This window comes from Achromobacter sp. MYb9 (assembly GCF_002975275.1).
GTDB lineage: Bacteria > Pseudomonadota > Gammaproteobacteria > Burkholderiales > Burkholderiaceae_B > Achromobacter.
Genome location: NZ_PCOQ01000010.1, coordinates 91,532 through 117,770 on the forward strand (window position 1 = coordinate 91,532; position 26,239 = coordinate 117,770).

Below are 26,239 nucleotides of genomic sequence, written 5' to 3' on the forward strand. Positions count from 1 at the left end.
GGCAAGCGTTTGCCGTCATCAAGGGCCGACGCAGCCTACACCATCTTCACCACGACCTTGCCCTTGGCTCGGCCCGTCTCCGCGTAGGCCAGCGCGCGGTGCGTGTCGTTGAACGGGAGTACGCGGTCAATGACCGGGGTGATGGCGCCGGACTCGACCAGCGACGTGATCTCACGCAACTGCGCGCCGTCGGCCCGCATGAAGACGAAGCGGTACTCGACGCCCTTCCGGCGGGCTTTGCGGCGGATGCCGCGACTGAGCAGGCGCAATACCAGCTTGAGCGGCCAGGCCAGCCCGCGCGCGGCGGCGAATGCCGGGGTAGGGGGGCCGGAAATGGAAACCAGACGCCCACCCGGCTTGAGAATCTGCAGAGACCGGGTCAGATCGTCTTTGCCTAGGCTGTTGAGGACGACGTCGTAGTCGCGAAGCACGGTGGCGAAATCCTGCCGCTTGTAGTCGATGACAACGTCCGCCCCAAGGGCTTTGACCCATGCGACATTGGCCGTACTTGTGGTCGTGGCGACGAAGGCGCCAAGATGTTTGGCCAACTGGATGGCAATGGTGCCCACACCGCCGGAGCCCGCCTGGATGAACACGCGCTGCCCCTTTTTCAGTTGCGCGGTTTCCACCAGCGCCTGCCACGCGGTCAGGGCCACCAGTGGAAGGGACGCGGCTTCGTCCATGCCAAGATTGCCGGGCTTGAGCGCGACCGAAGACGCCTTGACGGCGATGCGCTCGGCGAACGTGCCGATACGGTCATCGTCGGGGCGCGCATACACCTCGTCGCCCGGCTTGAATTGGCGCGCCCCCGCTCCCACTTGCACGACCGTGCCCGCCACGTCGTTGCCCAAAATGAGGGGAAGGCGATAAGGCAAGATCAACTTGAACTCGCCCCGTCTGATCTTGGCGTCCAGCGCGTTGACGCTGGCGGCATGGACCTGGATCAGGACGTCGTCCTCGCGCAAGACCGGCTCCGGCATGTCCGCGATGCGGCCGGTTTCGTTCTTGCCATAGCGATCGATGATGAAGGCTTTCATGCGCGGGGGGGCTCGGCCTGGAGGGCAGCGCGTGGGGCAGGGCGATATCGGTCCGCGGCCTGCATCTGGCGGATATCCGAGAGCAGCCCCTGGCGCGCGACGTCCAGCGCGTCCCAGCGCGCCGCCACATGCAGCGGGGGGATGGTCACGGCCTCGCGGCGATCAAACCCGATCAGGGCGGCATCCACCAGTTCACCCACGTCCATCACTTCGGACAAAGTGCTGATGTCGATGCCAGCTCGTTCCCAGATTTCAGTGCGCGTGGCGGCGGGCAAAACGGCCTGCAGGTAGACGCCCTTCGGCGCCAGTTCCAGGCTTAGCCCCTGCGACAGGAACAGCACGAAGGCTTTGGTCGCGCCGTAGACCGACATGCCGAATTCCGGCGCAAAACCAACCACCGAACCGATGTTCACGATCGCGCCTTCGCCGGCTTTGGCCAGTCGCGGCGCGATGGCGGCGGCCAGGCGCGTGAGCGCGGTAATGTTCAAGGTCACCAGCCGTTCGATGCTGTCAGCCGATTGGTCGACAAAGCCACCGGACTGGGCGATGCCCGCATTGTTGATCAGGATGCCGATGCGGGCATCGTCGCGCAGGCGCGCCTCAACGGCGGCCAGGTCATCGCGCTGAGTGAGGTCGGCCGGTAGCGTCTGGACCTCGACGCCGGTTTCCTGGTGCAGGCGGGCGGCCAGGGCTTCCAGTCGCGCCCGATCGCGCGCAACCAGCACAAGATCGTGGCCGCGCCGGGCAAAGCGTTCGGCATAAACAGCACCGATGCCGCTGGAGGCGCCGGTGATGAGGACGGTGGGATGAACGTTCATGGCGTGCTTCTCTAAAGATAGGTGCAAATGATGGGATGGATTGCGTGCCGGGCCGACGAGGGCGCGGCCGCATGGCCCCGGGCCCTTGTCAACGGGACTACAGCGCCCGGGCGTCGCGCAATGTCGGATAGTCGATGTAGCCGTTGGCGCCTCCGCCATACAGCGTGGCGGGGTTCAACGCCGCCAGGGGCGCGCCGGTCTTGAAGCGTTCGACCAGATCGGGGTTGCTGATGAATGCTCGGCCAAAGGCGAACAGGTCTGCCTTGCCGTCGGCCAGATGCGCGGCGGCCAGGTCCAGGTCGTAGCCGTTGTTGGCCAGGTAGGTGCCCTTGAAACGGCGGCGCAGGCCAACGAAGTCGAACGGCGCGACATCGCGTGGGCCACCCGTGGCGCCTTCGACCACATGCAGGTAGACGATGCCCAGCGTGTTGAGCTGATCGACGATGTAGTCGTATTGCGGCTGCGGGTCGCTGATGGAAATGGCGTTGGCCGGCGATACCGGCGAGATCCGCACGCCGGTGCGATCCGCACCGATTTCCGCCGCCACGGCGGCGGTGACTTCCAGCAACAGGCGGGCGCGGTTCTCGATGGTGCCGCCGTAGGCGTCAGTGCGCTGGTTGGCGCCGTCCTTGATGAACTGTTCCAGCAAGTAGCCGTTGGCGCCGTGGATTTCCACGCCATCGAAACCCGCCGCCATCGCGTTGGCGGCGGCCTGCCGGAAATCGTTCACGATGCCCGGAAGCTCGTCGATGTTGAGCGCGCGCGGTTCAGAAACTTCGACAAAACCATTGTGGACGAAGGTCTTGGTCTGGGCGCGGATTGCCGACGCCGACACCGGCGCGGCGCCGCCCGGTTGCAGGTCAACGTGCGAGATGCGGCCAACGTGCCACAACTGCACGAAGATGCGCCCGCCCTGGGCGTGGACGGCGTCAGTGACGTTGCGCCAACCTTTGATCTGGTCCTGCGTGTACAGGCCCGGCGTGTCCTGGTAGCCCTGGGCCTGGGCCGAGACCTGGGTGGCCTCGGAGATGATCAGGCCAGCCGAGGCGCGCTGGGCGTAATAGGTCGCGGCCAGCGCGCTGGGCACCAGGCCGGCGTCGGCACGGTTGCGTGTCAGCGGCGCCATGACGATGCGGTTGGCAAGGGTAAGGGGGCCAAGGGCGTAGGGCTGGAAGAGTGTCGTATGGGGCATGTCGGTGGCGTGAGGAAACGTGAAGGGGACGCAGCAATTGCGCAGGATTCGGTCGGTAAGGCTCAATGATGATGGGCGTAATCTATGCTGTCAATGGTTTGATGATGAATATCATCTATCCATGGTATAGTTCGGCTGTTCCATCGTTGGACGTCAAGCGACTTAAGGTATGAAAGTCTCCAAGGCACAAGCGCAGGCAAACCGCGCGCATATCGTGGAAACCGCCGCCTCCCTGTTCCGGGAGCGGGGCTACGATGGCGTGGGCGTGGCTGACCTGATGGCAGCCGCCGGCTTTACCCACGGCGGCTTCTACAAGCATTTCGGCTCCAAGACCGACCTGATGGCGGAGGCGGCAAGCTGTGGTCTGGCGCAGTCCGCCGAGGTCGCAGCCGGCATGGACCTGGCGGGTTTCCTGACGTACTACCTCTCTCGGCAACACAGGGATACGCCTGGCGATGGCTGCACGATGGCGGCGCTATGCGCCGATGCCTCGCGTCAGCCGGAATCGGTAAAAGCGGCTTTCGCGGCGGGTATCGAGGCTCAGTTGTCGCGCCCGGATCCTCAGGACGGCCAGCCGGAAGCGGGCGCGGACGACGAGGGGCGCGCGCGTCGCATCGCCTTGATGGCGCAGGCCGTTGGCGCGCTGGTGCTCTCAAGGTCCTGCCCTGACGATGCGCCGCTGGCGGACGAAATTCTGGACGTCTGCCGCGCTGACGTTCTGGCGCGTTTATCGCCTGAATGAGGGGCCCGGATATCTCCGGGCAAGCGTGGGATCAGGGCGAACCTTGCTGGTGCGTCAGCGGCGCTCGCTGAGCAACCACCACGCGGCCACTCCCACGGCTAACCACAGCGCCACGATCAGCACCGCGCCGGCCCAGCTGCGAGGCTTCGCTTTCCTAGCCGTCATCCAGGCTTCCGCCTGGCCTCTGCATTCCAACAGCACGTCGGATGGCAGCAGTTTGATGGTCAACCAAATGGCAGCGGGCAGTAAAAGAACGTCATCCGCGTACCCCAGCACGGGGATGAAGTCGGGTATCAGATCGATCGGACTTAGCGCATAGGCGACCACGAACCACGCCAGGGCTTTTACATACCATGGGGTTCGGGGATGCTTGCAGGCGAACCACAGGGTGATGCCGTCCCGTCGTATCCGCGTGGCCCAGGTCTTCAGGCGTTCAGTGACGTTCATGAGCGGCGCGAGGCTCTCGCGGACGGTGGAAGGGCTTCAATTCTAAGATGGGCGAGCGCGCTTGGGGGCCGCAGCCCGGCGCAGACAGCGGCTTGTGACGCAACGCTAGCGGCTTTTTGAAATTACATCGCTCATGTATTTGTTCAAATCGCGAAAATCCTGAACCGTCCAGGAATGCGGCGGTACCTTTACGCCGTTTTCCCGCAAGGTTCTGGGAATCAGGTCGCCATTCGGGCGAAGTATCACCGATGAAACGATCACGCCCGGATAATCGCTAAGCCGCTTTTTGAATGCGGCGGTTGTCAGGTCAGGGGTGGGCGGATTGCTTTTCCTGGCCAATGGCCCGGTCCCTTTGATATCCGCGCCGTGGCACATGGCGCATCGCTGGGTAAAGAGGTTCTTTCCATTCAGGTTTTGCGCGAAGGATGGCGATGCTTGCGTCAGCATCACAGCGCCTAGCAAAGCGATGCATAGTGCCCTTACTTTCATGTGGTCTTGTCGAAGTCGGATCGTGATCGGGAGCGAATTATCGCAGACGGCAAAACTGCGGTCTGACACCTTATTTCTTATAAGCCGAAAGGCCATGTCTCCGGCGTGCCAGCGCCCTGCGGCCCGGGCAGGGGCTCGACGGCGTGCGTCTGGTCCATCCACAGATACGCGTCGAACTGCTGGGGCAATGAGGCTTTCGCGTAATGACTTTGCCGTTCGGTTTCAGGGCGATAGATGACCCCGATGAAGCGTTCCAGCCGAGGCGTCTCCAGGCGTTGACGCAAACCTGCGTCCGCATCGCGCAAATGCGTCCGGCATAGTCCAGGCGCTTTTCCAGCAACGCCCGTAGTTGGGCCATGACGGCTTGCTCGCAGTCCTCGTGCCGGCGCGTCAGCACGGCCATGCCATAAGCGGCCGGGTCTTGCCGCCAAGGGTCCAGGCAGCCATAGCGTTGGCGGGCGATGCCCGCCGCCTCGTGGTCGACGTTGTCCAGATAGGCCAGCACGGCCGCCATGGACTGCGCCATGCTGTAGATGTCGAGCCCGTAGAAACGGGTCTGCCGCGCAGGAGGTTGGCGGACATTGTGTTCGGCCAGCCACCGCACGAAATCCGCCACATCGGTATTGCGCCACATCCAGGTAGGAAAGCGTTCGAAGGCCGGGTAGGGGGCGTCGACCGAGCCGCGGCCGCCTATCAGCCGGTCCACGGCCGCGGCGTCCGGCCAATCGGCCTCCACCGCCACGATGTTGAAGCCATGTTCGCGGATCAGATGGCGGGTGATGGCGGCCCGTGCACGGTAAAAGTCCGTCCACGGCTGCGCGGCAGCCCGCAGCTGCGCCAGCATCGATTCATCGACCGTCGTCTGGCCCATGGTTGCTTTCCCCGTCTGGATGCCAGGCCTGCTCGCCAATCAGCGGCACGAATGCCACCATTCCAAGGGCCTCTTCCCGATACTCTGATTCTTCCTTACGCAAAATCCGGATCAGCTGCTGCAGGCCTGGGGACGCGCCGATGGGCATGACCAGCCGGCCGCCAATGGCAAGCTGTTCCCGCCAGGCCGGAGGCACAATGGGGCCGGATGCCGCCGCCACGATGGCATCAAACGGTGCGCAGCGCGGCAGTCCCAAGGTGCCGTCGCCGGTGTGGACCACGACATTGTCGTAGCCAAGCTGTTGCAGCCGTTCGCGCGCCTCACGCGCAAGACGCTCGTGCCTTTCCACGGTGTGGACGACGCGGACCATCCGCGCCATCACCGCCGCGGCATAGCCGGATCCCGTGCCGATTTCCAGCACTTGGTTGCCCGGCTGAAGCGCCGCGGATTGCAACATCAACGCCACGATGTAGGGCTGGGATATGGTCTGTCCGCAACCGATAGCCAGCGCGCTATCGTCGTAGGCCAGCGCCCGCGTGTCATCTGGCACGAACGCGTGGCGCGGCACCTCGCGCATGGCGGCCAGCACGGCAGGGTCATGCAGGCCGCGAGCGATAAGCTGGCGCTGCACCATATTTTCACGCAGGTCCTGGTGTTCGTGCATGACGGCCGTCCATAACGCAAGCGGTGGCTCCCGCTACCCCTTGCTCCTCAGCAAAGGCCGTGCCGACCGCGCCTCATTCGGCCGTCAATTTTCCGGCTGGTGGCAGACGGCTTCCACGTTGTGCCCATCCGGGCTGCGCACGAACGCGGCGTAATAGTTGGGATGGTAATGGGGACGCAAACCGGGCGCGCCGTTGTCCTGTCCGCCGGCCGCGAGAGCGGCTTCGTAAAACGCATCCACGTCCGCTCGGGTGGGGGCGGAAATGGCGATATGCAAGGGCGGCGTCACGGCAGACGTGGCGTACAGCCAAAGTGAAGGTTTGCCCTGCCTGCCCAACCCGACACTGTCGGGCCCCTCCATGGCAAGGCCGACGCCCAACGGGCCTAGCGCGCGGAGAAAAAACGTTTGGCTTTCATCAATATTGCTGACGCCAAAACCAATGTGATCGAACATGATGCATCTCCGTTAAATCTCTCTAAGGCATTGATATTGAAGGCGTCTGGCATCTTCCTTCAATGGACGTTGGCTATCACTTCTTCTTATTGCAATCGATCACTGCCCGGTTTTTGTCATATCCGGTCTTGCGATAGATCGCTTTAACATCTTAAGGTGTCAGACTACGTTTTGGCCGCGCGCGCCAGGAAGGAATCCAACCCATGAGTACCGCAACAGATACCGCCATCGCCATCGTCGGCCCCGGCGCCATCGGCACCACGGTGGCGGCCGCGCTGCACGAAGTCGGCCGGACGCCCCTTTTGTGTGGCCGCACGCCCCGCAGCCAGCTGACGCTGCAGGATGGCGATCGCCACGTGGTCGTTCCGGGGCCCGTGCGGACGGATCCCGGCCAGGTCGATCGCAAGATGGGACTCGTTTTTCTGGCGGTCAAGGCGACCCAGACCGAGACGGCATCAGGATGGCTTGCGGCATTGTGCGGTCCCGATACCGTCGTGTGCGTGCTGCAGAATGGCGTCGAGCAGATGGAAAGGGTCGCGATGCACGCTCCGCCAGCGCGGATCGTCCCGGCCGTCGTGTGGTTCCCTGCGCAAGCACAAGCCGACGGCTCGGTACGCTTGCGGGGGGATGCGCGCCTGAGTCTGCCCGACGTGCCGGCATCCCGCGTGGTGGCAGAGGCGCTTTCGGGAACGCAGTGCGCCGTGGATATCACGGCGGATTTTTCGTCCGTGGCTTGGCGCAAGCTGCTGCAGAACGCAGTGGCGGGCCTGATGGCCCTTACGCATCGCCGCGCCGGCATGTTCGCCCGGCCCGACATCGCCCAGCTTTCGCTGGCGTACTTGCAAGAATGCCTGGCCGTGGCGCGCGCCGAAGGAGCCAGACTGGGCGACGACGTGCCGCAGGAAATCCTGGCCAAGTTTCAAGCCTCTTCCGCCGACTTAAGCACCTCCATCCTGACCGACCGCGAAGCCGGCCGGCCACTCGAATGGGATATCCGAAACGGTGTCGTCTCGCGCCGCGCCCGGGCTCACGGCATACCGACGCCGATCAGCGACATCGTCGTGTCTCTGCTGGCCGCCGCTAGCGACGGCCCGGGCTGATGCCGCGGCCTACGCGACGGGCATCAGTAGAAGGTCAAGACGCCAAACCCTGCGCTTCGTGAAGTATCCATTCTGCAAATGCGTGTAATGGCCCTTCGCTCAATTCGATCGGCTCGGGAAGCACGAGGCAGAAGTTCTTGGCGATCGCTTTGCCGTCCGGCCAAGGCGCGACCAGACGTCCTTGTTCAAGCTCTGCCTCAACGTAAAGACGCGGCACCAAGGCAACCCCCAAGCCGGCCACCGCCGCCGCGATCAGCATGGAATGCAGATCGTAGCGTGCGCCTACCGCCGAATTGGTCAAGACGATGCCGGCCTCTTGCGCATAAAGCTGCCACGCATCCGGATTTTGCCGCCTGTGAAGGCGCGGCAGCTCGTCCAGCGACACGTTGGCACCGGCGTCCGCAAGAAGTGCCGGACTACAGACGGGCACAAGCACCTCTTCCAGCAGGTGATGTAAATGCATACCCGCCCATGCCGGATGCTCGAAGTGGATGGCGGCATCGAAACCGCTACCGGCAAGAATGAAGGGCTCCATGCGCTCGGCGATGTGCACCGTAATGTTGGGATGCGCATCTTGAAAGCGTTTCAGCCGAGGGATAAGCCAGCGCGTGGCGAAGGTGGGAATGGCGGCGATATCAATGGTTCCGCCTTCAATGGGCTGCCCCATCAAATAAAGGCTATCCCGCTCTAGCCGATCCAGAATCTCGCGAACCTGCAGCGCGTATCGCATGCCGTTGGGCGCAAGCCGTACCCGATTCCCCACACGCTCAAAGAGCGCGACGTTTAAAAACGCCTCCAGGCGACCAATCTGACGACTGATCGCGCCTTCGGTCAGCGCCAGTTCCTCCGCCGCGCGGGCGAAGCTGCCATGTCGTGCCGCTGCCTCAAAAGCGAGGAGCGCCGAATTGCTTGGAATCTTGCGTCGCATGGAGTCTCTTTGATCGCGGTGCGTTTTAGCCAGCTTGAGTAAATATCACTGAAGGGTGATTTTATATCGCTATATGCACGGTAAAGGTCAGCTTAGCATTACGTAACTGCAATGAAATGGGTTCGGGCGCCGACGGCGCCTTGCCCCCTACGAAGGATGTTTTGATGATCTATACCGTGGAATGCAGCTTCGCCGATCCCGGCAGCGAAGCCGAATGGAACCACTTCTACAGCGCCGAAAAATTGCCCGCGCTCATCTCGGTTACAGGCTTTCATACGTCGCAGCGCTTCAAGGCGTTAAGCCACGGTTGCCCGATCTACCTGGCCGTCCACACGATTGATAGCCTGGATGTCCTGACGGGAGAGGAATATCGCCAGAAAGGCGGCGGCAATTTTGCAAGGTGGCAGCAGCACATCACCGACTGGCACCGGAACCTGTATTGCGATATCGGGCTTGCGCCGGCGGTCAATGAAGACGAACTGCTGGCGCTGTGTGCAAGCGGCCCTGAACCTCTGATTCAGATGGGGCTTGCTCCCCTGGCCATGCGGGCGGTTGCGCTGGAGAAGTTTCCGGAACGCCGGTGGCTGGCAAAACTGCCCCGGCGGCAGGCTGCGCTTGTCGAGAGCCAGTCCGAAGGCATCTACCTGTATTCGCCCATGACGGAACAACTGACAAGTTCCCGCGCCGTGTAAACCGAACAGGGAAAAGAGGACCGCTATGCCCAACGTCACGATATACATTCCGTCGGCACAAATGCCGTCGGATGAGAGGCTTGCCGAGCTTTCAGGCGACTGCATCAACCTCTGCACGGGCATTCTTGCCGCGGCACTCGAGAACATTCATGTCATTTATGTCGGCGTCCGGCATGGCCACGGGCATCCCGTCTTCGCGGAAGTCCAATATCGCCTTGAGACGTTTCGCACGCCCCCGGTAATGAACCGGTTCATGGATGCCCTGGATGACGCCATCACGCGTTGCACCGATCTCAAGGCGCGCATCCGCTGCTTCGGTTATGCCGCGCCGAACATCCACGCCCGAAATTGAAAAGTCCCCCGGAGAAAGTTGTGTCCGCCATTCCGTTTCCCAGTCAGCAAGCCGGAGATTTCACGGTCACCGCCATCAGCGACGGCTATCTCACCGCCAGCCTGGATTTCCTGTCGAATATCGACCCATGCGAGGCGTCCAGAATGCAAAATGAGGCAGGCCAGAAGGCGCCTGCGTCCGTGCACATCAACTGCTACCTGGTCCGCGGAGCGGGCCGCACCATCCTCATCGACGGCGGGGCAGGGGGGATCAAACAATGGGGCGGCCGCCTGATATCCAATTTATCGCTTGCCGGCGTTGAACCCTCCGACATTGACACCATCCTGCTGACACACGCCCACCCCGATCACGTCGGCGGACTGGTGGACGCAGCCGGACACATTACCTTTCCGAATGCGGAGCTTGTTGCCCGTCAGCAAGAGCTTGCGTTCTGGCAGGACGACGGAAACTTAAGCCGCGCCGCAGAGCGCGCACGCGGCAACTTCCAGATCGCGCGTCAAGTGTTCGACGGCTACCGCGACACGCTTCGTACCTTCGATGAAGGGGAGGTGCTTCCGGGGATCCGGGCGATGCCGCTACCGGGACACACAGATGGCCACACCGGATATCTTTTCGAATCCCGTGATCAAAGCCTGGTCGTGTGGGGAGACATCGTTCATTTTCCGCACATCCAGATCGAGCGGCCGGACGTGTCGATTGCCTTTGACCAGGATCCTTCCCTGGCTGCCGCGACACGATCGAAACTTCTGGACCTGGTCAGTTCAGAGGGACTTTTGATCGCCGGCATGCACTTGGGAGAACTCGGCTTCGCGCGAATCAAGCAAAGCCGCGGGCGCTACGGCCTGGTCTACGAAACGCCCCCGGCTTGATTCAACGGATGCTCGAGACGGCCGTCGCCATAGAAGGTAATGACCTCTGCAATGACGACCTGATAGCCGCGTAACCAATTGGCTTGCTGTTGCTTGGCCTTGAGGTGGTCTTTATGTTCCACCAGCGCTTTAAGCGCTTCCATCGTGCTCCAGTAGTAGACGTTGGAGACGGCGCCGGTGACTGGATTTTCCCAGGCTTCCTCACCCAGGTAGCCGGGGATCGACCTGGCGATAGTTGCGATGGTGTTGTCCAGCGCATGGAAGTCATCGTCGTAGGTGCCAGGCAGGAACGTAAAGGTCGAGGTGTACATGGGCTTTCAGGAATCAACGCCAAGGTGGCCAGGGAAGGGCGGGACTATCGCCTGAATCTGGCGCAATGAAAATGTCCAGTTTTAGCATTTTAGTTAAGGCCAGTTGAAGACTTTCCATCAGGCCCCCGACCCATCGCATCCAGTCCTAGAACATCATTCTGAACCCGGCTGTCGCAGTGACGATATAGCTGCCGGAAAAATCCACATCGGCGTCGACCTGGCCGTAGATCGCATAGCGCTCCCCCCAACCGTAATTTGCGCCCGCGCCCACGCCGCCCCAGGTTCGCGCCATGCGACTGGCCGAGGGCACGTCGGCCACGCGCACACGCGTTCCGTCCAGGAACTCATGTTTGTCGTTGAAGCTGTCAAAGCGCGTCGATACGTAGGTCAGTTGCGCCCGCGGGATCAGGGCCAGTCGCTCGCTCAACCCGAACGCCTTGCCCGCTTCGATACCCAGCCCATAGCTCTGGGCCTGGCGCCCGCCCTTCAACTTGCCGGCCAGCCGGGAATTCAGGTCGCTGTCGAACCAGGTCGCCTGGGCCTGCGTATCGATATAGACCCCGTTCTTGCCGTACCAGGTCAGCGTCGGCGTCAGGCCATAGGCGGTGGTGTCGATCGTGCCGTTGCCATACGCCGAGAACACGTGCGTATCGGCCTTGCCATAATGAAACGCCATGCCGCCCACCAGGCGAGATCCTTCTTCTTTACCCGCCAGGATACGGTCGACACCAAACTGGGCCTTCCAGCTATCGATGTCCTGGCGCGCGCCCGTGGTGGACAGGGAAGGTTCGAGCCGGCTTGTCGTGCCCTCCATGCGGCCCCATACGCCGTTGCGGCCGACGTCCGCCGAATCATAGAGGCGATTGCCCACGCGTTGGCGCAACGTGGGCATCCGGCTCAGGTTAAGCAGCGTGTTCGCGTAGGCTTCATAAACCGGCACACCGGGCTGATAAAGCAAGGGCGGTTCGGTGCCCGGCGACCCGCCGCCGATCGGGGGTGTGCCCGGACCGGTTGGGGGCGTGCCGGGATCGGTCAGGGACGATCGCAGATACCAGCCGCCGTCGGCCGAGCGCCGATGAGGTTCAGCGTACCGGTGGCCGTGCCGCTGACGGTCAGCCACGTATCGCTGTTGGCGACCGCCTGCCCGCCCTTGTCGATGGTCAACGTGCCCGTGCCTGCCGAGCCGACTTCGATACGGTCGCTTGCGGTAAGCGTCGAGATATCGGCCGTAGTGCTCGATACGATTACCGTCCCGATGCTGCCCGCGCTCCTGCCGAGGTAAACCGTTGCAGCGGCGCCTGGCGCAGGCGATCCAACGGTGCTCACCGTGGCGCCTTCCAGGACGTGCAAGTCGCCAACGCCGTCGAGACCCACGTAAATATTGTCGAATGGGTCCCAGGCGGATGTCCGCCCCGATACCGTCACGCTGCCCTCGCTTCCAGCGACCCAGCCGATTACCGCTTGGCCGCTATGCACCGCACCGCCATTGTCGATACGCAGCGTGGCCTTGCCGCTCCCACCGATCTCGAACGTGCTGTTCGGGGAAAGATTCCATGTCGACCCCGGCCCGGAAACGAGCACGCTGCCGATGCTGCCGTTAGCAAAGCCAATATTGTCCGAATCGCTTTGTGCCATGCCCCCATCCAGGATGTGCAGTGTGCCGTCGCTGCCGGGGTGGTTGCAGATATAGACCGCGCCAAGGCTGGTCCAGGCGGACGCAGTGCCACTGCCGTCACGGCCTGACACCGTCACGAAACCCCTGCCACCACTGAGATCGGAGCGTACGTGGGGTTCGTGAAGTTGGCCGCGAATGCGACTAGGACGATCCATTTTGAGCGCCCCGCGAGCTTGCAATTCTTGTTGGCCAAGACAATTCCTCCCAGGTAGATGCGAACGACACGCTATCGATACGGCACCCGGGTTGCTTGTCTTTATAGGTATTTACCCGCAAAGGGCGCCAAGGAATTCTTGTTCATGCGCAGTATTTTTCCCTGTCCACGTTGTCACTGAACGTGGATCGGGCATGTACGGTGGCGCCTGGCGCGTCGCTCGCGACCGTGCAGTTCCGTCCTCGTCGTTTCGCGGCGTAGAGCAAGTCGTCTGCGCGCTTTAGTGCGATGGCGAAAGGCTCTTCCGCTTCCAGCAGGGTCACTCCCATGCTGGCCGTGAAACGCGAGTTGGGAGCGTGCGGGGCCCACCGCTGCGCTACGAAATTCGCACGAATTTCCTCGGCGATGGCAGTCGCGCTTTGCAGGTTTTCCGTGGGCAGCATCAACAGGAACTCTTCTCCGCCCAGGCGGGCGGCGCAAATCTGGGTGCCAGCTTCTGGTCGAAGCAGGGCGCCAAATCGCGCCAGCACCATGTCGCCAAACGGGTGGCCGAAGACATCGTTGATGCGTTTGAAATTATCGATATCGGCCATGATCAGCGCGGTCGGCGTTGCCCCATCCGAAAGCGAACGCCCGGAAACGGAGGCAAGAAAGCCATCCAGCCCCTGCCGGTTCAACAGCCCCGTCAACGCGTCGGTATGCGCCTGGCGACGGTATTTCTCTATGGCGTCGCAGCTTGTCGCGATGAAGACCGCGAAGGTCAGGACAATGCTTCCGAGCAGCCCGGTGTATTGGATCAAGGTCCCCCAGACGGACGTTCTCCATTCGCCCGCTGCAAGAATGGGTGTGGGGGCGGCAAGGTACAGAACGCATTGGCCCGTCAACACGAGCGCGATAAAGAGAAACGCGGCGATGAGAACCTTGTCCGACGTGGTTGCGACGTGCCTTGCAAAAGAGAACGTGGTCCGCCAGATCACCAGCGCGCAACAGGCCTGGACGAAGAACGATTCCAGCTTGGCGCTGGCAAACAGCACAACCGAGACGATGACCATTGCGGTCGAGGCCAGCAGGACCGCAATATCAATGTAGCGAGGGGGCAGCGTGCCGCGCCGGCCCTGCAGCGCGCGACAGGCCAACATGACGCCGCCAAGAATGAAAGCATCCTCAACCACTTGTTTATAAGGGGAAAGCTCACTGGCCTGCACAAGCATGATGGCGTAGCCCGTGCCCAGGCAGCCAAGGGCATAACCCCATCGGAGCGTGTTGAAGCCAACGAAGCGCGCGGCGCAGAGCCCGATGGCGCACAACAGGATCGCCGCGGGCACAGACCATTCGAGCAGGGTTGCAGGCATAGATGGGCGAGTACGTGGGAAAGGGTCTTGAGGCGTAGAGCCATTCTGGCGATAGCCTTCCAGCCCCCGTACCGCATGGTCTAACGCCCCAGCGCCGACCGACGAACGCCGTACGTGTTGGAGAAGATTACAGTGTGTCGCAATGTATCTCCAGCGCGCAACAGTCAAGCATTGTCAAGCGATGCAGGTGCCCCGACCGCGCCTCTTAACCCAACAGATTGTCTCGTACATGCAGCAGATGCCGCCGCACGGCATCCATGGCCCGTACGGAGTCGCGGTCCCGCAGCGCTTCGACGATTTCGCGGTGCTCGATTTGGTAGGCCGCTCGCCGTTCCGGCGTGAGGCTTTTCCGCTTGAGTGCGCCCCACGTGGCCTGCGAACGCGCAGCCGTCATCAGCAAAAACACTTTTTCGATGAAGACGTTGTGAGTGGCCTTGGCCATCAGCTCGTGTAGTTGCGCGTCCCAGACTTCGAAGGCTTCGAAGCTGGTGGCGGCTTCGGCCTCGTCACAAGCGTGCTGCATGGCCGCAAAGTCGGAGGGGGTGCCGTGCTGAACGACCAGTGCTGCGATTGCCGGCTCCAGGACCAGCCGCGCTGCCATGAGTTCAGCGGGGCTGGTGGCCAGCACTTCCGTGCGCAACAGCGTTTCGGCCTGCGCCAGCCCGGACGGCGCGTTGGCATAGGTGCCGCTGCCTACACGCTGAGAGATCAGGCCTTCTTCCTTCAGTTCAGATAGCGTCCGGCGAACTGTGGAGCGGCTGATGCTGAATTGTTCGCTCAGGGCCCGTTCTGTTGGCAGGCGGTGCCCGACTGGCCAAGTGCCGGATTTCAGGTTTTCGATGATAACCGCGCGCATGGCGGACGCTTTGTCCATGGAAATACCCTGGATGGATGAGGATTGGATGATACCAAATAAGGCCAATAGGGCTCACTTGAATATCGAAAACCCTGACTGTTAATTGGTTTTTTTGGTATATCATTTTCCGAAATTGGGCCTTTTTAATCGGACAATTGGTATTTAATGGTTTAAACAGCAAGGTGGCTGCGGCCGCCCAGGGAGCAAGCATGAAGATCGCGGTATTTCGAAGCGAAGGCGAACGGCGGGTCGGGGTGGTCTCCGAGGATGGCGGTACGGTAACCGCCCTGGATTTTCCGCGTGAACTCGCGGCGATCGGCGCGCTGGCAGCCGTGGAGCTGTTGGCCGAAGGGCGGGCGCTGCCGGCCAAAGTGGGCCCCGCCTATCGCTGGGACCAGGTGGAGCTCGAGGCGCCTTTGCCGGCACAGCGGCGCAATCTCTTTTGTGTGGGGCGCAACTATCATGCCCATGCGAAAGAGCTGCGCGAATCCGTGTTCAAGGACAACGACGCGAACCCGGAATCTTGGCCCATCGTGTTCACCAAGGTGCCGCAGACGGTCGTGGGGCCCTGGGCGGATGTGCTTTTACCCGTGGGCGTGTCCGACAAGATCGACTACGAAGCTGAACTGGCGGTGGTGATCGGCAAGGGTGGGCGCAACATTTCACGCGCAGAGGCCATGAGCCATGTAATCGCCTACACCGTCGTTAATGACGTCACGGCGCGCGATGTGCAAATGCGCCACCAGCAATGGGACCTGGGAAAGTCCTTCGACACCTTCTGCCCCATGGGTCCCTGGCTGGTGACGGCCGACGAGCTGGATGGGCGACAGACACGGGTGCGCTGCTGGGTGAACGGCGAGCTTCGTCAGGAAGGCAATACCGAAGACCTGATCTTCGATATCCCCACGTTGATCGAGACCTGCTCACGCGGCATCACGCTGTATCCGGGCGACGTCATCGCGACCGGCACCCCGGCGGGCGTGGGCCAGGGGCTCAATCCGCCGCGATATCTGAAGAACGGTGACACGGTGCGGATCGAGATCGACGGCATCGGGAGGATCGAAAACCGGTTCATCTGACGGACCGCGCCGCAGGCTCCGGCGCAACGCAGCACATAAATCAATAATGGAGTGAGACATGAATCTGCGCTGCAAACAGGTAGCCGCGGCTGCCTTGCTATGGCTGACGGCCGGCCCGGCGATGGCTGCCGATTATCCCGAGCGTCCTGTCACGATGGTGGTGCCATTCCCGCCTGGCGGGGTTGCCGACACCATCGCACGACCCTTGGCACAGGCGGTCGGCGCCAAGCTGGGCCAGGCCATCGTCATCGAAAACAAGGGCGGTGCCGGCGGCGCCATCGGCATCGGCCAAGCGGGGCGGGCCAAGCCGGATGGTTACACGTTGCTGATGAGTCTATCGGCGATTTCAATCTTGCCCGCTGCGGATCGCCTGCTGGAGCGCAAACCCGCCTATCAGTTGGACCAGTTCGTTCCCATCGCGCGAATCACTGCCGACCCCACCGTGCTGGTGGTGCGGGCGGACGCCCCTTACAAGACGCTGCAGGAATTCATCGACGCGGCCAAAGGTCAGACCGGCAAGCTCAGTTATGGCACCTCTGGTCTCTACGGCACGATGCATGTGCCTATGGAAATGCTGCAGAACGCCGCCAGCATCAAGATGATGCATGTCCCATTCACGGGGGCTGGGCCGGCCGTGCAGGCGTTGATTGGCGGGCAAGTCGATGCGCTTGCCACCGGTCCCTCCAGCGTCATGCAATTGATCCAGGCGGGGCGGGTCAGGCCGCTGGCGCATTGGGGCGAGGGCACGCTTGACGGCCTGCCGCAAGTGCCGTCCTTCAAATCCCAAGGCTACGACATCAGCTTCGTGCAATGGTCGGGGGTGTTCGCGCTGGCAGGCACGCCGCCAGCCGTCATGGAAACGTTGCGAAAGGCCATCAAGGAAGTTGCCAGCGATCAGGAATTCCGGTCGCGGATCGCCGCCACCGGCAGTCCTGTTCAGTATCTGGACGCGCCCGCGTTCGATCAGTACTGGAAGAGCGATTCCGTCTCGCTCGAGCGGGCAGTGAGCCGAATTGGGAAAGTCGACTGATGCCGCAGCGCCGGCTGTTCGGTCGCGCCATGGCATCGCCATATCCGGCCTGTGCCGGCTGTCAAACGAGGTGAGTATATGAGTTCGAAGATCATCAACGGCCTGTGGGTCGAAGACTCCGGCAATGGCAAAGATGCCGTGCTGGCCATCCACGGCTTGGGCGGCAGCTCCAATTTCTGGCACCCGGTGCTGCCTGCGTTTGGCGAACGTCGGGTGATTCGGCCCGACTTGGCAGGCGCCGCGCGCAGCACCGAAGCGCCCGAAGGATTGAGCATCGGCCAGCATGTGGCAGCCCTGGTTGGCTTGCTGGACGAGCTGGGCCTGGAAAGTGTCGATGTGGTGGCGCACTCCATGGGCACCATCATCGCCCAAGACCTGGCTGTCAGGTATCCCCAACGGGTGCGATCCCTGGCGTTGTTCGGTCCGCTTGCTGCGCCAGCCGACGCCGCCCGTGAACCCACGCGCAACCGAGCCCGACTGGCCCGCTCCGGCATGGCCGCCATGCAGGAAATCGCCGACGCTATCTGCAAGGCTGCCACCAGCGCGCAGACAAAAGCCGAACGCCCGGCCGTGCTTGCGCTGATTCGCGAATCCATCATGCGCCAGCCACCGGAAGGTTATGCGCGCAACTGCGAAGCGCTGGCAGAAGCGGTGGCTGCCGAGGTCGAACTGCTGGCCATTCCGGCGTTGCTGGTCACGGGCGACGAAGACGGGATCGGCACGCCCGCTGGAACCGCGGCGCTTGCTGAACGTCTGAAAACGCGCAACACCTTTGTGCTGCAAGGCTGCGGCCACTGGACGGTCTACGAAAAGCCATTCGAGTGCCTGCGCATTCTTACCGATTTTTATAAGCCCTGAAGGCAATTCGTCCCAAAGGAGACAAGACATGAGCAGAATCGCCATTACCAATGTGACCATCTTTGATGGATCCGGCGCCGATCCCTACCCAGGGGAAGTGCTGGTGGACGGCAACCGTATCGTCTCGCTGGCGCGTCAGGGAGAGTATCTGGACACCGGTGATGCGCGCATCATCGATGGCCATGGCGCCTTCCTGATGCCGGGCATGACGGAAGCGCACACGCATTTTTCGTGGAACGACCAACCGAGCTTGTCGGCGATCCAGTTCATGCCCCCCGAGGAGCACATCTTGTGGTGTGTCCGGGTTGCCAAGCGTTATCTGGAGATGGGGTGGACCAGTGCATTGGGTGCCGCTACCGCCAAGCCGCGCCTGGATGTGGTGACTCGCAATGTCATCGAAGCCGGCGCGTTTCCAGGGCCCCGCTATCTGGCCGGTAGCCAGGAAATCACGACAGCAGGCGGCCTGGGGGACAACACCCTCCCGCATCTGCCCTACGAGGCGATGAACTTCGGCGCCGTGTGCAGTGGACCGGAGGATATGCGTCGCATCGTGCGCATGTTCGTCAAGTATGGCGTTGACCATCTAAAGATCAACCTGTCTGGCGAGTACATCGCGGGCATACCCGCCGAAGCCAATCCATTTTCCCAGGAAGAAATAGCCATGCTGGCTGCCGAGGCCAGGCTAGCCGGAAAGCGGGTCGCGGCACACGCGAGGTCCAATGAGTCCGTCAAGACCTGTGTCCAGCAGGGCTTTGAACTGATCTTCCATGCCAGTTTCGCCGACGAAGAGGCGCTGGATATGCTGGAGGCCAACAAGGACAAGCACTTTGTCGCGCCGGGTATCGGCTGGCTGGTCAACACCCTTTACAACGCCTCCGAATATGGAGTAACCGAAGCCATCGCGACCAAGATGGGCTACAAGCGCGAACTGGAGGCTGCGGCCGAGACGCTTGCCAAGATGCACAAGCGCGGTATTCGCATCCTGCCCGGGGGCGATTACGGTTTTGCCTGGATGCCGCATGGCACCAACGCACGAGACCTTGAATACTTCGTCAAATATATCGGCATGACACCCAAGGAAGCCCTGCTGGCCGCCACGCGGTTGGGGGGCGAATTGATGATGCGGCCTGACGAACTTGGCCAACTCAAGGAAGGGTTTCTGGCCGACCTGATCATGGTCGACGGCGATCCATTGCAGAACTTGGCGGTGCTGCAGGACCCGGCCAAGATTCTGATGGTGATGAAGGATGGCGAAATCTATAAGAATTCGCGCACGCTGTTGCCACCGCGCGGCGTGATTCGCTCTGTCTATGGCGGCAATCCGCTCGTCGAGGTCGGAGCCCGGCGAGCGCAACCCGTGGATCCGATGAACTCGAAGCAGATCGAAGCCCAAGGCCGGAACACGGCCTGACATTCCCTTCCGCCCAGCGGCCGGCGTCACGTGTGCACGTCATTCGGGTTCGATTCCGGCCGCCTTGATGACACTGCCCCACTTCTGAGTCTCGGCAGCCTGAAACTGATTAAGCTCGGCAGACGTCGTCGTCCACGCCTGGGTTGCCGAATTCCGAAAGAATGCCTGCGCGCCGTCGCTGGCGACCGCCTTGATCAATAACTGTCTCATCTCCGCGACTATTGGCGCGGCCGTGCCGGCCGGTACGTAGGCGGCGAACCAGTAACCCATGTCATAGCCTTTAATGCCGGCCTCGTCGAGGGTAGGTAAATTCGGCAGTTGAATCAGGCGTTCTTGGGTTGACGCGCCAAGTGGGCGCAGTTTGCCTGCTTCGATCTGCGACAAACCCGTCACGGTGTCGATCACCATCATGTCGATGTGACCGCCCAGCAGATCGTTAAGCGCATTGGGATTGCTGTTGTAGCCGACCCAGACGATATCGGTACCGGTCAGTTGCTTGAACATTTCACCTGCCATGCGGCTGGACGAATTTCCGCTGCCGAAGCTCAGTTTTCCCGGCGCTTGCTTGGCCGCGCGAATAAGGTCATCTGCGGTGCGGTAGGGCGAGTCCGCCTTCACCACTAGAATCTGGCCGCCGCGTCCCAATCCCGTCAGTGGCGTGAAATCCGCTACCGGGTCGTAGGGGAGTTTCTTGAAAAGATGCGGATTGGCGGCTTGCGTCGTGTTGGTGGTGATCAAGACCGTGTAGCCGTCGGGGGCGGCTCGGGCAACGTGCTGCGCGGCGATCATGCCGCTCGCGCCAGGCCGGTTCTCGACGACGACGGCTTGCCCCGTTTGCTGTGTGAGCGACGCTGACAATGCGCGTGCCAACAAATCGGTTGCGCTGCCAGCGCCGAACGGCACGACAAACGTCACGGGTTTTGCAGGGTAGCCAGCGGCATGCGCCGATACGGCCCAGGTAAGGCCCACCACGGCCAACATCGACGCCGCCACGCGGATGATATAGGCAGTAATGCGGATTCTCATGTTCGTCTCCTGTTATTAGTCTGTTCCGGCATCAACGGCCAGCAGGCTTCGTGTGCCAGCCCTGGGGGGCGCGGTCAACGCGCTCAAGCGGGCTGCGAGGAAAGATCGCGTCGGGCGCGCTGTGCAAGAAACTCGCGCACGATGGCCTTGTGTTCATCGCCGCAAAGCAAAATCGCTTGCATGGCGGCAGCGTTCTCCAGCGCCATCGGCAAGGTCGACTCGGCGGCATCCAATACCAGGCGCTTTGCCATGCGCAAGGCTTGGGGCGGATTCGACGCAATGCGCCGGGCCAAGGCGGCGCTGGTTTCGTCCAAGGCCTGCGGCGCCACAACGCGGGATACCATGCCCAGTTGCAACGCCGTCGACGCGTCGACGAATTCGCTGGTCAGCGTCAACTCCAACGCCTTTGCCGTCCCCACGATCCGAGTCAGGAACCAGGCGCCGCCTATGCCGGATACCAGGCCTAGCCGCAGGAAGCTCTCGGCAAACGTCGCGCGTTCGCTGGCCACGCGCAGGTCGCACATGAGCGCCAAGTCGCAGCCGGCTCCGACTGCCGACCCATTGACCGCCGCAATGGACGGCATCTGCAATGCTTGCAATGCATGGGTGACTCGATGCAGCGTCGATTTCAGCCGGGCGTGGATTTGGGTGGCGGAGCCTTGCATCAGGTCGGCTCCTTGCTCCATGTCTTTCACATTGCCGCCCGTGCAGAAGTGCTTGCCTGTGGCACGCAGCAAGACGCAATGAACGTTTGACAGCGTATTGGCCTGCTCCAGGGCCTCGGCAAGCGCCTCGGCCATGCGCACCGACATGGCGTTGCCCGTGTCCGGGTCATTGAGGCTCAATGTAAGGACGCCGTGGGTAATGTCTTGCTGGATCAATAACTCGGGCGGGGCGGAGGCGGCCGATCCGGCGATGGATGCATGGGATGTCATCGGTGTTTCCTTGGCTCATGTGGAAAATGGATCGGGCTTGCCCAGTACGCCGCTCGCGAACATGGTGTCGATCTCGGCTGTGTCATAGCCGCATTCATTCAGGATCTGGCGGCTGTGCTGGCCCAGCGTTGGCGCGGCCGTGATGGGGCCGTGCGCGGTAGCGGCGTGAGCAGGCCCCGGCGCAAAGCCCGGCATGCGCACTTTTCCGGCGATTGGATGGTCGACCCAACTGTCGATGCCGCTTTCCGCGTACGCTTGCGATCGGACGACATCGTGGTAGTCCGCTACCGGTGCACACAGGATGTCCAGCTCGGCAAGCCGATTCACCCACACGTCGGTGGCTCGTTGACGAAACAACGGAGTCAGTTCCCGGCGCAGCGCGTCGCGGTGCGCGACACGGCATTCGTTAGTGCAAAAACGCGGATCATGTTCCAGTTCCCCAGCACCCAATACGGCGCACAAGGCTTGCCAGCGCTTGGGGTGGTAGGCAGCCACCATGATCCATCCATCAAGGGTCTGGTAGGCCTCGTTGGGGGCGGCGTAGGGGGCGGCGCTGCCCGCCTTGGCGGGGGCGGTGTCCGAGGCAAAGTACGACGCGTAACCGATCTGCTGCAGCATCAGCGTTGCGTTGTACAGGCTGATGTCAAGGTGTTCGCCCTGGCCGCTGCGTTGCGCCGCGTGGTATGCGGCCAGAATGGCAATCGTAGCCATATAGGCCGTGGCCATGTCGGCGACCGGAGTAGCGACTTTTACCGGCTCGCCGTCCGCGACGCCCAAGGTGCTCATCAAGCCGCTGGCGGCCTGGATGATGCCGTCTACACCGGGCCGGCCACGCAGCGGGCCAGTTTGTCCGTATGCGGAAATTGAGCAAAACACCAATCTGCGGTTGCTGGCGGCCAGCGTGTCGTAGTCCAGACCAAACGCCTGCATCACCCCTGGACGGTAGTTTTCAACCACCACGTCCGCACGGTCGATCAAGCGACGCGCGACTTCGCGGCCGCTGTCGCATTTCAGATCCAGCGCCATGCCGCGCTTGTTGCGATTCACGCTCAAGTACACGGCGCTTTCGCCCGCGATCCAGGGCGGGCCGATCTGCCGCCCAAGTTCCCCGCCGGGAGGTTCGATTTTGATAACGTCCGCGCCCATGTCCGCCAGCATCATGGTGCAGACAGGTCCCGCGAGTACGTGCGAGAAATCCACCACCCGCAGGCCTCGCAAGCTACGTTTGAACATGTCCTGTCTCCTGCACGATACGGCCTGATGGGTGACCGTGATCTCTTGTCATGCAGGCAGAATAGGTAGCGGTGCCAGACCCGGCAAACGACTTTATCGATCGGATGCTTTGACTTTTTGTAAAAGGGTCAGCGCAGGCGCGCGCGGATCAAACGGCGACGAGTGTGGACAGCCAATCGCGGAATAGACGCAACGCCCTGGATTGCGGCTTGCCCGTCGGCCAGGCAAAGTAATACGTGAAATCCTCATGATCCAGTATGCGATCCAGCGGCGCCACCAAGGTTCCGTCCGCCAGTTCTTTCTCGATTAGCGCCTTTTGGCCAATGGCGACGCCATGCCCTTCGATGGCTGCCTGGTAGGCAAGCAACGAGGTTTCGTACTTCATGCCATGCGCGGGGTTGACGTTGCGCAAGCCTGCCGCGCGCAGCCATAGCATCCAATCGTCGGGTCGCGCCATCGAATGCAGCAAGGTTTGCGTCGCCAGTTGTTCCTTGTGCGTCAGCCGCAGCGTGGGAGCCGCCACGGGCACCAACTCGTTGCGCACCAGCTGTAGCGTGCGCATTCCCGGCCAGCGGCCATCGCCCAGCTGTATGCCGGCGTCGATGTCTTCGCGCTGGAAATCCAGCGGCGCGAACGACGTCATGACTTGAACGTCGATGTCTTTATGCTTCTGATGAAAGCTCGCCAGTCGCGGAATGAGCCAGCGCACGGCAAAGGTGGCGGGCGACCTGATGCGCAAGGTGTCGCGGCCCAGGCCGTTGCCGGACACTGCCAGCGTGGCCTCGCGCAGGGCCGCGAACAGCGGTATCAAGTCCGACAGGTAGCGTGCGCCTGCAGGCGTCAACTCCAGACCCCCGCGCACGCGCAAAAATAGCGGCGTGCCCAGATAGTTTTCCAGCGCGCGCACCTGCCTGCTGACCGCCGCAGGTGTCACGCACAATTCATCGGCTGCTTTGGAAATGCTCAGCAGGCGTCCGGTGGCTTCGAACGCGCGGGCGGGATTCAGTGGCGGAAGTAAGTCGCGGCGGGCCATGGCAATGAGAGTCGTACGCTGACGCGACGCCACTATAGCGCCGAACCCGCCTTGCAGGTCTAGTATTCCAGGCCGCCCATCAGCACGTACTTGACCTCGACGTACTCTTCGATGCCGTAGTAGCTGCCCTCGCGACCGTAGCCTGACTGCTTGACGCCACCGAACGGCACGGAGGCGGTACCGACCGACCCGGAGTTCAGGATCACCATGCCTGCCTCGATATCGCGAGACAAGCGGAACGCCCGGCCAACATCGCGCGTGTAGGCGTACGCGACCAGACCATATTCGGTGTTGTTGGCCCTGTTTACGACCTCGCGCTCGTCGGAGAAGCGGTAGAAAGGAAACACGGGCCCGAAGATCTCGGTATGGGCGATTGGCATCTCGTCATTGAGACCAGCCAGTATGGTGGGCTCATAAAACAGTCCGCCCTTGGTGTGTGGATTCCCTCCAAGCAATACCGTGGCGCCACGCCGCTTAGTGTCTTCGATCAGTTGCATGACCTTGTCCAGGCCTGCCCGGTTGATGAGTGGCCCCACGACGAATTCTTCCTGCAGGCCTTGATCCACCCGAATTTTGGATACCTTTTCCACGACGGCGGCGACAAAGCGGTCATAAATGCCGTCTTGTACGTAGATACGGTTGGGCGAAATGCAGACTTGACCGGAATTTCGCAGCTTGGCTGCCACCAGACCCGCGACGGCCTGATCAAGATTCGCGTCATCGAAAACAATGAAGGGGGCGTTGCCGCCCAATTCCAGCGTCATCTTTTTCAGCGAGCGTCCGCTGGCTGCGGCCAGCAGTTTTCCCACGGCGGTCGATCCCGTAAACGAGATCTTGCGAATGCGATCATCGCCGGTGAAGCGCTCACCGATCTGTTGTGGATTGCCCGTCACCATCTCGAATACGCCCTCCGGAATGCCGGCTTTGCGGGCGTACTCCAGCAGCTTGTAGGCCGTCAGCGGCGTCTCTTCGGAGGGCTTGATGATCATGGTGCACCCTGCCGCCAGGGCCGTTGCCACTTTGCGCGTGACCATCATGAACGGGAAGTTCCAGGGGGTGATGGCGGCCGTGGGGCCGGCGGGCTCTTTCACGACCATGATGGCAGCGTTATCCGCGTGAGACGGAATCGTGTCGCCGTACACCCGCTTTGCTTCTTCGGCATACCACTCGATGAAACCCAGACCGTAGTCGATTTCACCCAAGGCTTCGGCCAGGCATTTGCCATTTTCCTTGACCATGATTTCGGCGAAGGCCTGCTTGTCTTCTCTGACGATCTCGAACCATCGGCGGAGTAGGTCGCCGCGGTCTTTGGCCAGTTTGCGCGACCAGGCGGGAAAGGCTGCGCACGTCCTATCTATAGCCGCCTGGACCTGCACGGCATCCATTTCAGGCGCTTGTCCGACGATAGTCCCGTCGGCGGGATTCAATACGTTGATCATGATGTTCGCAGCACTCCAATTGATTTCCACACACCGCGTCGTCTGACACGCGGCTCAAATAAGAGATTGAATAATAGATAAAACAAGATCGGTCTTTCTACGGTAATTCATCTATTATGATTGCCTAATCCTATGATTATCGATAGCTAAGGGCGCGTGGAGTGGTAAGCTGCGCAGCGTTTCTTAAGGAGGTTTCGCCATGGCTCGGCCAAGTGACGATGCGGCACACGACACACGCGCGTTGGTAAGGCGCATGGTGTCAATGCTGGAGCGCTTGGCTCCAAGCGAGGGATACAACCTGACCCGTCTGCCCGACGTCAGATTTCTGCGATCGAACCGCCCGTTAACTGCCGTGCCGGTCCTCTACGACCCCGGCATCGTCATCGTTTGCCAGGGCAGGAAGCGTGGATACTTCGGTGATCAGGTTTACTTGTACGACGATCAGCACTATCTGGCGGTTTCAGTTCCCGTGCCATTCACGATGGAAACAGACGCCAGCGCAGAAAAGCCGCTACTGGCCATATACATGCACCTGGACTTCAAGCTGGCTGCCGATCTCATGCTGCAGATCGACCAGCATGGCGGCATGGAGCCCGCTCAACCGAGGGGCTTGATATCCACGCCGATGGACCGCCGATTGTGCGAGTCTCTGGTTCGTTTCCTGGAAGCCATGAGCCAGCCGCTAGAGGCCGGCACATTGGGGCCGACGCTGGTTCGGGAAATCTATTTCCATGTACTGACGGGAGAACAGGGCGCGTCGATACGGGCGGCGCTAGCCATGCACGGGCAGTTTGGCAAGATCGCGCGCGCGCTGCGTCGCATCCATGCGTCGTTTGACGCAGATTTCAGCGTCGAGCAATTGGCACGCGAAGCGGGGATGAGCGTGCCGACTTTCCATATGCACTTCAAAGCGATAACCGAGACGTCTCCCATGCAGTACGTGAAGTCGATACGCCTGCATCAGGCGCGCTTGCATATGGTGCGCAACGGCATGACGGCCGCGGCCGCCAGCGTGGAAGTGGGCTATGACAGTCCCTCGCAGTTCAGCCGAGAATTCAAACGCCTTTTCGGACGCAGCCCGGTTGAAGAAGTCAGACGGATGAAAGCGGAGTTCGCCATTCCCCCCGCACATACCCCCTCGGTCTTTGTGTCTTCACATTGAATCGTTGAGCCCGAGCATTCAAAGCACCTGC

Annotated in this window: 27 protein-coding genes and 2 pseudogenes; 10 read left to right on the forward strand and 19 right to left on the reverse strand. The window is 61.8% G+C overall.

The window, feature by feature from the left end; all coding sequences use genetic code 11:
* Positions 1–35: 35 nt before the first annotated feature.
* From CQ050_RS16355 to CQ050_RS16365, 3 genes are all read right to left on the reverse strand, one after another.
* Positions 36–1,037, reverse strand: coding sequence for an NADP-dependent oxidoreductase (locus CQ050_RS16355; protein WP_105557881.1), 1,002 nt, complete (start codon positions 1,035–1,037; stop codon positions 36–38).
* Entirely contained in the window at positions 1,034–1,855 is an 822-nt protein-coding gene (locus CQ050_RS16360; RefSeq protein ID WP_105557882.1) for an SDR family oxidoreductase, read from the reverse strand. The genes CQ050_RS16355 and CQ050_RS16360 overlap by 4 nt, the downstream gene beginning before the upstream one ends.
* A 97-nt stretch (positions 1,856–1,952) precedes the next feature.
* Complete coding sequence (locus CQ050_RS16365) at positions 1,953–3,047, reverse strand: alkene reductase (protein ID WP_105557883.1); 1,095 nt, start codon at positions 3,045–3,047, stop codon at positions 1,953–1,955.
* Between the two features lie 169 nt (positions 3,048–3,216).
* Between CQ050_RS16365 and CQ050_RS16370 the strand changes: the two genes are divergently transcribed.
* Positions 3,217–3,789, forward strand: a complete 573-nt coding sequence (locus CQ050_RS16370) for a TetR/AcrR family transcriptional regulator (protein WP_105557884.1) — start codon at positions 3,217–3,219, stop codon at positions 3,787–3,789.
* A 54-nt stretch (positions 3,790–3,843) separates the two neighbouring features.
* Here the strand turns inward: CQ050_RS16370 and CQ050_RS16375 are convergent, their stop codons facing one another.
* The 6 genes and pseudogenes from CQ050_RS16375 to CQ050_RS16390 form a co-directional block, all read right to left on the reverse strand.
* Entirely contained in the window at positions 3,844–4,236 is a 393-nt protein-coding gene (locus CQ050_RS16375; protein WP_105557885.1) for a YkvA family protein, read from the reverse strand.
* Positions 4,237–4,341: 105 nt separating this feature from the next.
* Positions 4,342–4,725, reverse strand: a complete 384-nt coding sequence (locus CQ050_RS16380; protein ID WP_105557965.1) for a cytochrome c — start codon at positions 4,723–4,725, stop codon at positions 4,342–4,344.
* A gap of 77 nt (positions 4,726–4,802) precedes the next feature.
* A complete protein-coding gene (locus tag CQ050_RS31270) occupies positions 4,803–5,156 on the reverse strand; it encodes an erythromycin esterase family protein (RefSeq protein WP_304529344.1) in 354 nt (117 codons plus the stop codon).
* Positions 5,096–5,596, reverse strand: a pseudogene (locus tag CQ050_RS31275) (erythromycin esterase family protein); the annotation flags it as partial. The gene CQ050_RS31270 and the pseudogene CQ050_RS31275, both read right to left, overlap by 61 nt.
* Entirely contained in the window at positions 5,574–6,260 is a 687-nt protein-coding gene (locus tag CQ050_RS31280) for a protein-L-isoaspartate(D-aspartate) O-methyltransferase (RefSeq protein WP_304529343.1), read from the reverse strand. The pseudogene CQ050_RS31275 and the gene CQ050_RS31280, both read right to left, overlap by 23 nt.
* 84 nt (positions 6,261–6,344) lie before the next feature.
* Positions 6,345–6,713, reverse strand: a complete 369-nt coding sequence (locus CQ050_RS16390) for a VOC family protein (RefSeq protein ID WP_105557886.1) — start codon at positions 6,711–6,713, stop codon at positions 6,345–6,347.
* A gap of 203 nt (positions 6,714–6,916) precedes the next feature.
* Here CQ050_RS16390 and CQ050_RS16395 point away from each other — a divergent pair, with 203 nt between their 5' ends.
* Complete coding sequence (locus CQ050_RS16395) at positions 6,917–7,813, forward strand: oxidoreductase (RefSeq protein WP_105557887.1); 897 nt, start codon at positions 6,917–6,919, stop codon at positions 7,811–7,813.
* A gap of 34 nt (positions 7,814–7,847) precedes the next feature.
* On the opposite strand, the gene CQ050_RS16400 is transcribed toward CQ050_RS16395, so the two are convergent.
* A complete protein-coding gene (locus tag CQ050_RS16400) occupies positions 7,848–8,741 on the reverse strand; it encodes a LysR substrate-binding domain-containing protein (RefSeq protein WP_105557888.1) in 894 nt (297 codons plus the stop codon).
* Positions 8,742–8,905: 164 nt separating this feature from the next.
* Between CQ050_RS16400 and CQ050_RS16405 the strand changes: the two genes are divergently transcribed.
* From CQ050_RS16405 to CQ050_RS16415, 3 genes are read left to right on the forward strand one after another with little or no spacing between them, the layout of a single operon-like run.
* Positions 8,906–9,433, forward strand: coding sequence for a sugar ABC transporter (locus CQ050_RS16405; protein WP_105557966.1), 528 nt, complete (start codon positions 8,906–8,908; stop codon positions 9,431–9,433).
* Between the two features lie 25 nt (positions 9,434–9,458).
* A complete protein-coding gene (locus tag CQ050_RS16410) occupies positions 9,459–9,785 on the forward strand; it encodes a hypothetical protein (protein WP_105557889.1) in 327 nt (108 codons plus the stop codon).
* Between the two features lie 20 nt (positions 9,786–9,805).
* Positions 9,806–10,654: an MBL fold metallo-hydrolase gene (locus CQ050_RS16415; RefSeq protein ID WP_105557890.1), complete on the forward strand. Its 849-nt coding sequence runs from the start codon at positions 9,806–9,808 to the stop codon at positions 10,652–10,654.
* On the opposite strand, the gene CQ050_RS16420 is transcribed toward CQ050_RS16415, so the two are convergent.
* From CQ050_RS16420 to CQ050_RS16435, 4 genes and pseudogenes are all read right to left on the reverse strand, one after another.
* On the reverse strand, positions 10,633–10,965 hold the full coding sequence (locus CQ050_RS16420; protein ID WP_105557891.1) for an antibiotic biosynthesis monooxygenase: 333 nt from the start codon (positions 10,963–10,965) through the stop codon (positions 10,633–10,635). The two genes, CQ050_RS16415 and CQ050_RS16420, sit on opposite strands and share 22 nt — an antisense overlap.
* Positions 10,966–11,110: 145 nt before the next feature.
* Positions 11,111–12,795, reverse strand: a pseudogene (locus CQ050_RS16425) (autotransporter outer membrane beta-barrel domain-containing protein).
* A 142-nt stretch (positions 12,796–12,937) separates the two neighbouring features.
* Positions 12,938–14,146 (reverse strand): GGDEF domain-containing protein, encoded by a 1,209-nt coding sequence (locus tag CQ050_RS16430; protein ID WP_105557892.1) that lies wholly within the window; start codon positions 14,144–14,146, stop codon positions 12,938–12,940.
* 205 nt (positions 14,147–14,351) lie between these two features.
* A complete protein-coding gene (locus CQ050_RS16435) occupies positions 14,352–15,020 on the reverse strand; it encodes a FadR/GntR family transcriptional regulator (protein WP_105557967.1) in 669 nt (222 codons plus the stop codon).
* Between the two features lie 191 nt (positions 15,021–15,211).
* On the opposite strand from CQ050_RS16435, the gene CQ050_RS16440 reads away from it, so the two are divergent.
* From CQ050_RS16440 to CQ050_RS16455, 4 genes are all read left to right on the forward strand, one after another.
* Positions 15,212–16,081, forward strand: a complete 870-nt coding sequence (locus CQ050_RS16440; protein ID WP_105557893.1) for a fumarylacetoacetate hydrolase family protein — start codon at positions 15,212–15,214, stop codon at positions 16,079–16,081.
* A gap of 58 nt (positions 16,082–16,139) precedes the next feature.
* A complete protein-coding gene (locus CQ050_RS16445) occupies positions 16,140–17,111 on the forward strand; it encodes a tripartite tricarboxylate transporter substrate binding protein (protein WP_105557894.1) in 972 nt (323 codons plus the stop codon).
* A gap of 78 nt (positions 17,112–17,189) precedes the next feature.
* A complete protein-coding gene (locus CQ050_RS16450; RefSeq protein WP_105557895.1) occupies positions 17,190–17,969 on the forward strand; it encodes an alpha/beta fold hydrolase in 780 nt (259 codons plus the stop codon).
* Positions 17,970–17,997: 28 nt separating this feature from the next.
* Complete coding sequence (locus CQ050_RS16455) at positions 17,998–19,380, forward strand: amidohydrolase family protein (RefSeq protein WP_105557896.1); 1,383 nt, start codon at positions 17,998–18,000, stop codon at positions 19,378–19,380.
* Positions 19,381–19,419: 39 nt separating this feature from the next.
* On the opposite strand, the gene CQ050_RS16460 is transcribed toward CQ050_RS16455, so the two are convergent.
* From CQ050_RS16460 to CQ050_RS16480, 5 genes are all read right to left on the reverse strand, one after another.
* Positions 19,420–20,361, reverse strand: a complete 942-nt coding sequence (locus CQ050_RS16460) for a tripartite tricarboxylate transporter substrate binding protein (protein ID WP_199196845.1) — start codon at positions 20,359–20,361, stop codon at positions 19,420–19,422.
* A gap of 128 nt (positions 20,362–20,489) precedes the next feature.
* Positions 20,490–21,341, reverse strand: a complete 852-nt coding sequence (locus CQ050_RS16465) for an enoyl-CoA hydratase-related protein (protein ID WP_105557898.1) — start codon at positions 21,339–21,341, stop codon at positions 20,490–20,492.
* Between the two features lie 15 nt (positions 21,342–21,356).
* Entirely contained in the window at positions 21,357–22,574 is a 1,218-nt protein-coding gene (locus CQ050_RS16470; protein ID WP_105557899.1) for a CaiB/BaiF CoA-transferase family protein, read from the reverse strand.
* 148 nt (positions 22,575–22,722) lie between these two features.
* On the reverse strand, positions 22,723–23,607 hold the full coding sequence (locus CQ050_RS16475; protein WP_105557900.1) for a LysR substrate-binding domain-containing protein: 885 nt from the start codon (positions 23,605–23,607) through the stop codon (positions 22,723–22,725).
* A gap of 59 nt (positions 23,608–23,666) precedes the next feature.
* The gene (locus CQ050_RS16480) at positions 23,667–25,046 is read right to left on the reverse strand and encodes an NAD-dependent succinate-semialdehyde dehydrogenase (protein ID WP_105557901.1); all 1,380 of its coding nucleotides are present in this window, start codon (positions 25,044–25,046) and stop codon (positions 23,667–23,669) included.
* 253 nt (positions 25,047–25,299) lie between these two features.
* On the opposite strand from CQ050_RS16480, the gene CQ050_RS16485 reads away from it, so the two are divergent.
* Complete coding sequence (locus CQ050_RS16485; protein ID WP_105557902.1) at positions 25,300–26,208, forward strand: AraC family transcriptional regulator; 909 nt, start codon at positions 25,300–25,302, stop codon at positions 26,206–26,208.
* Positions 26,209–26,239: the final 31 nt, after the last annotated feature.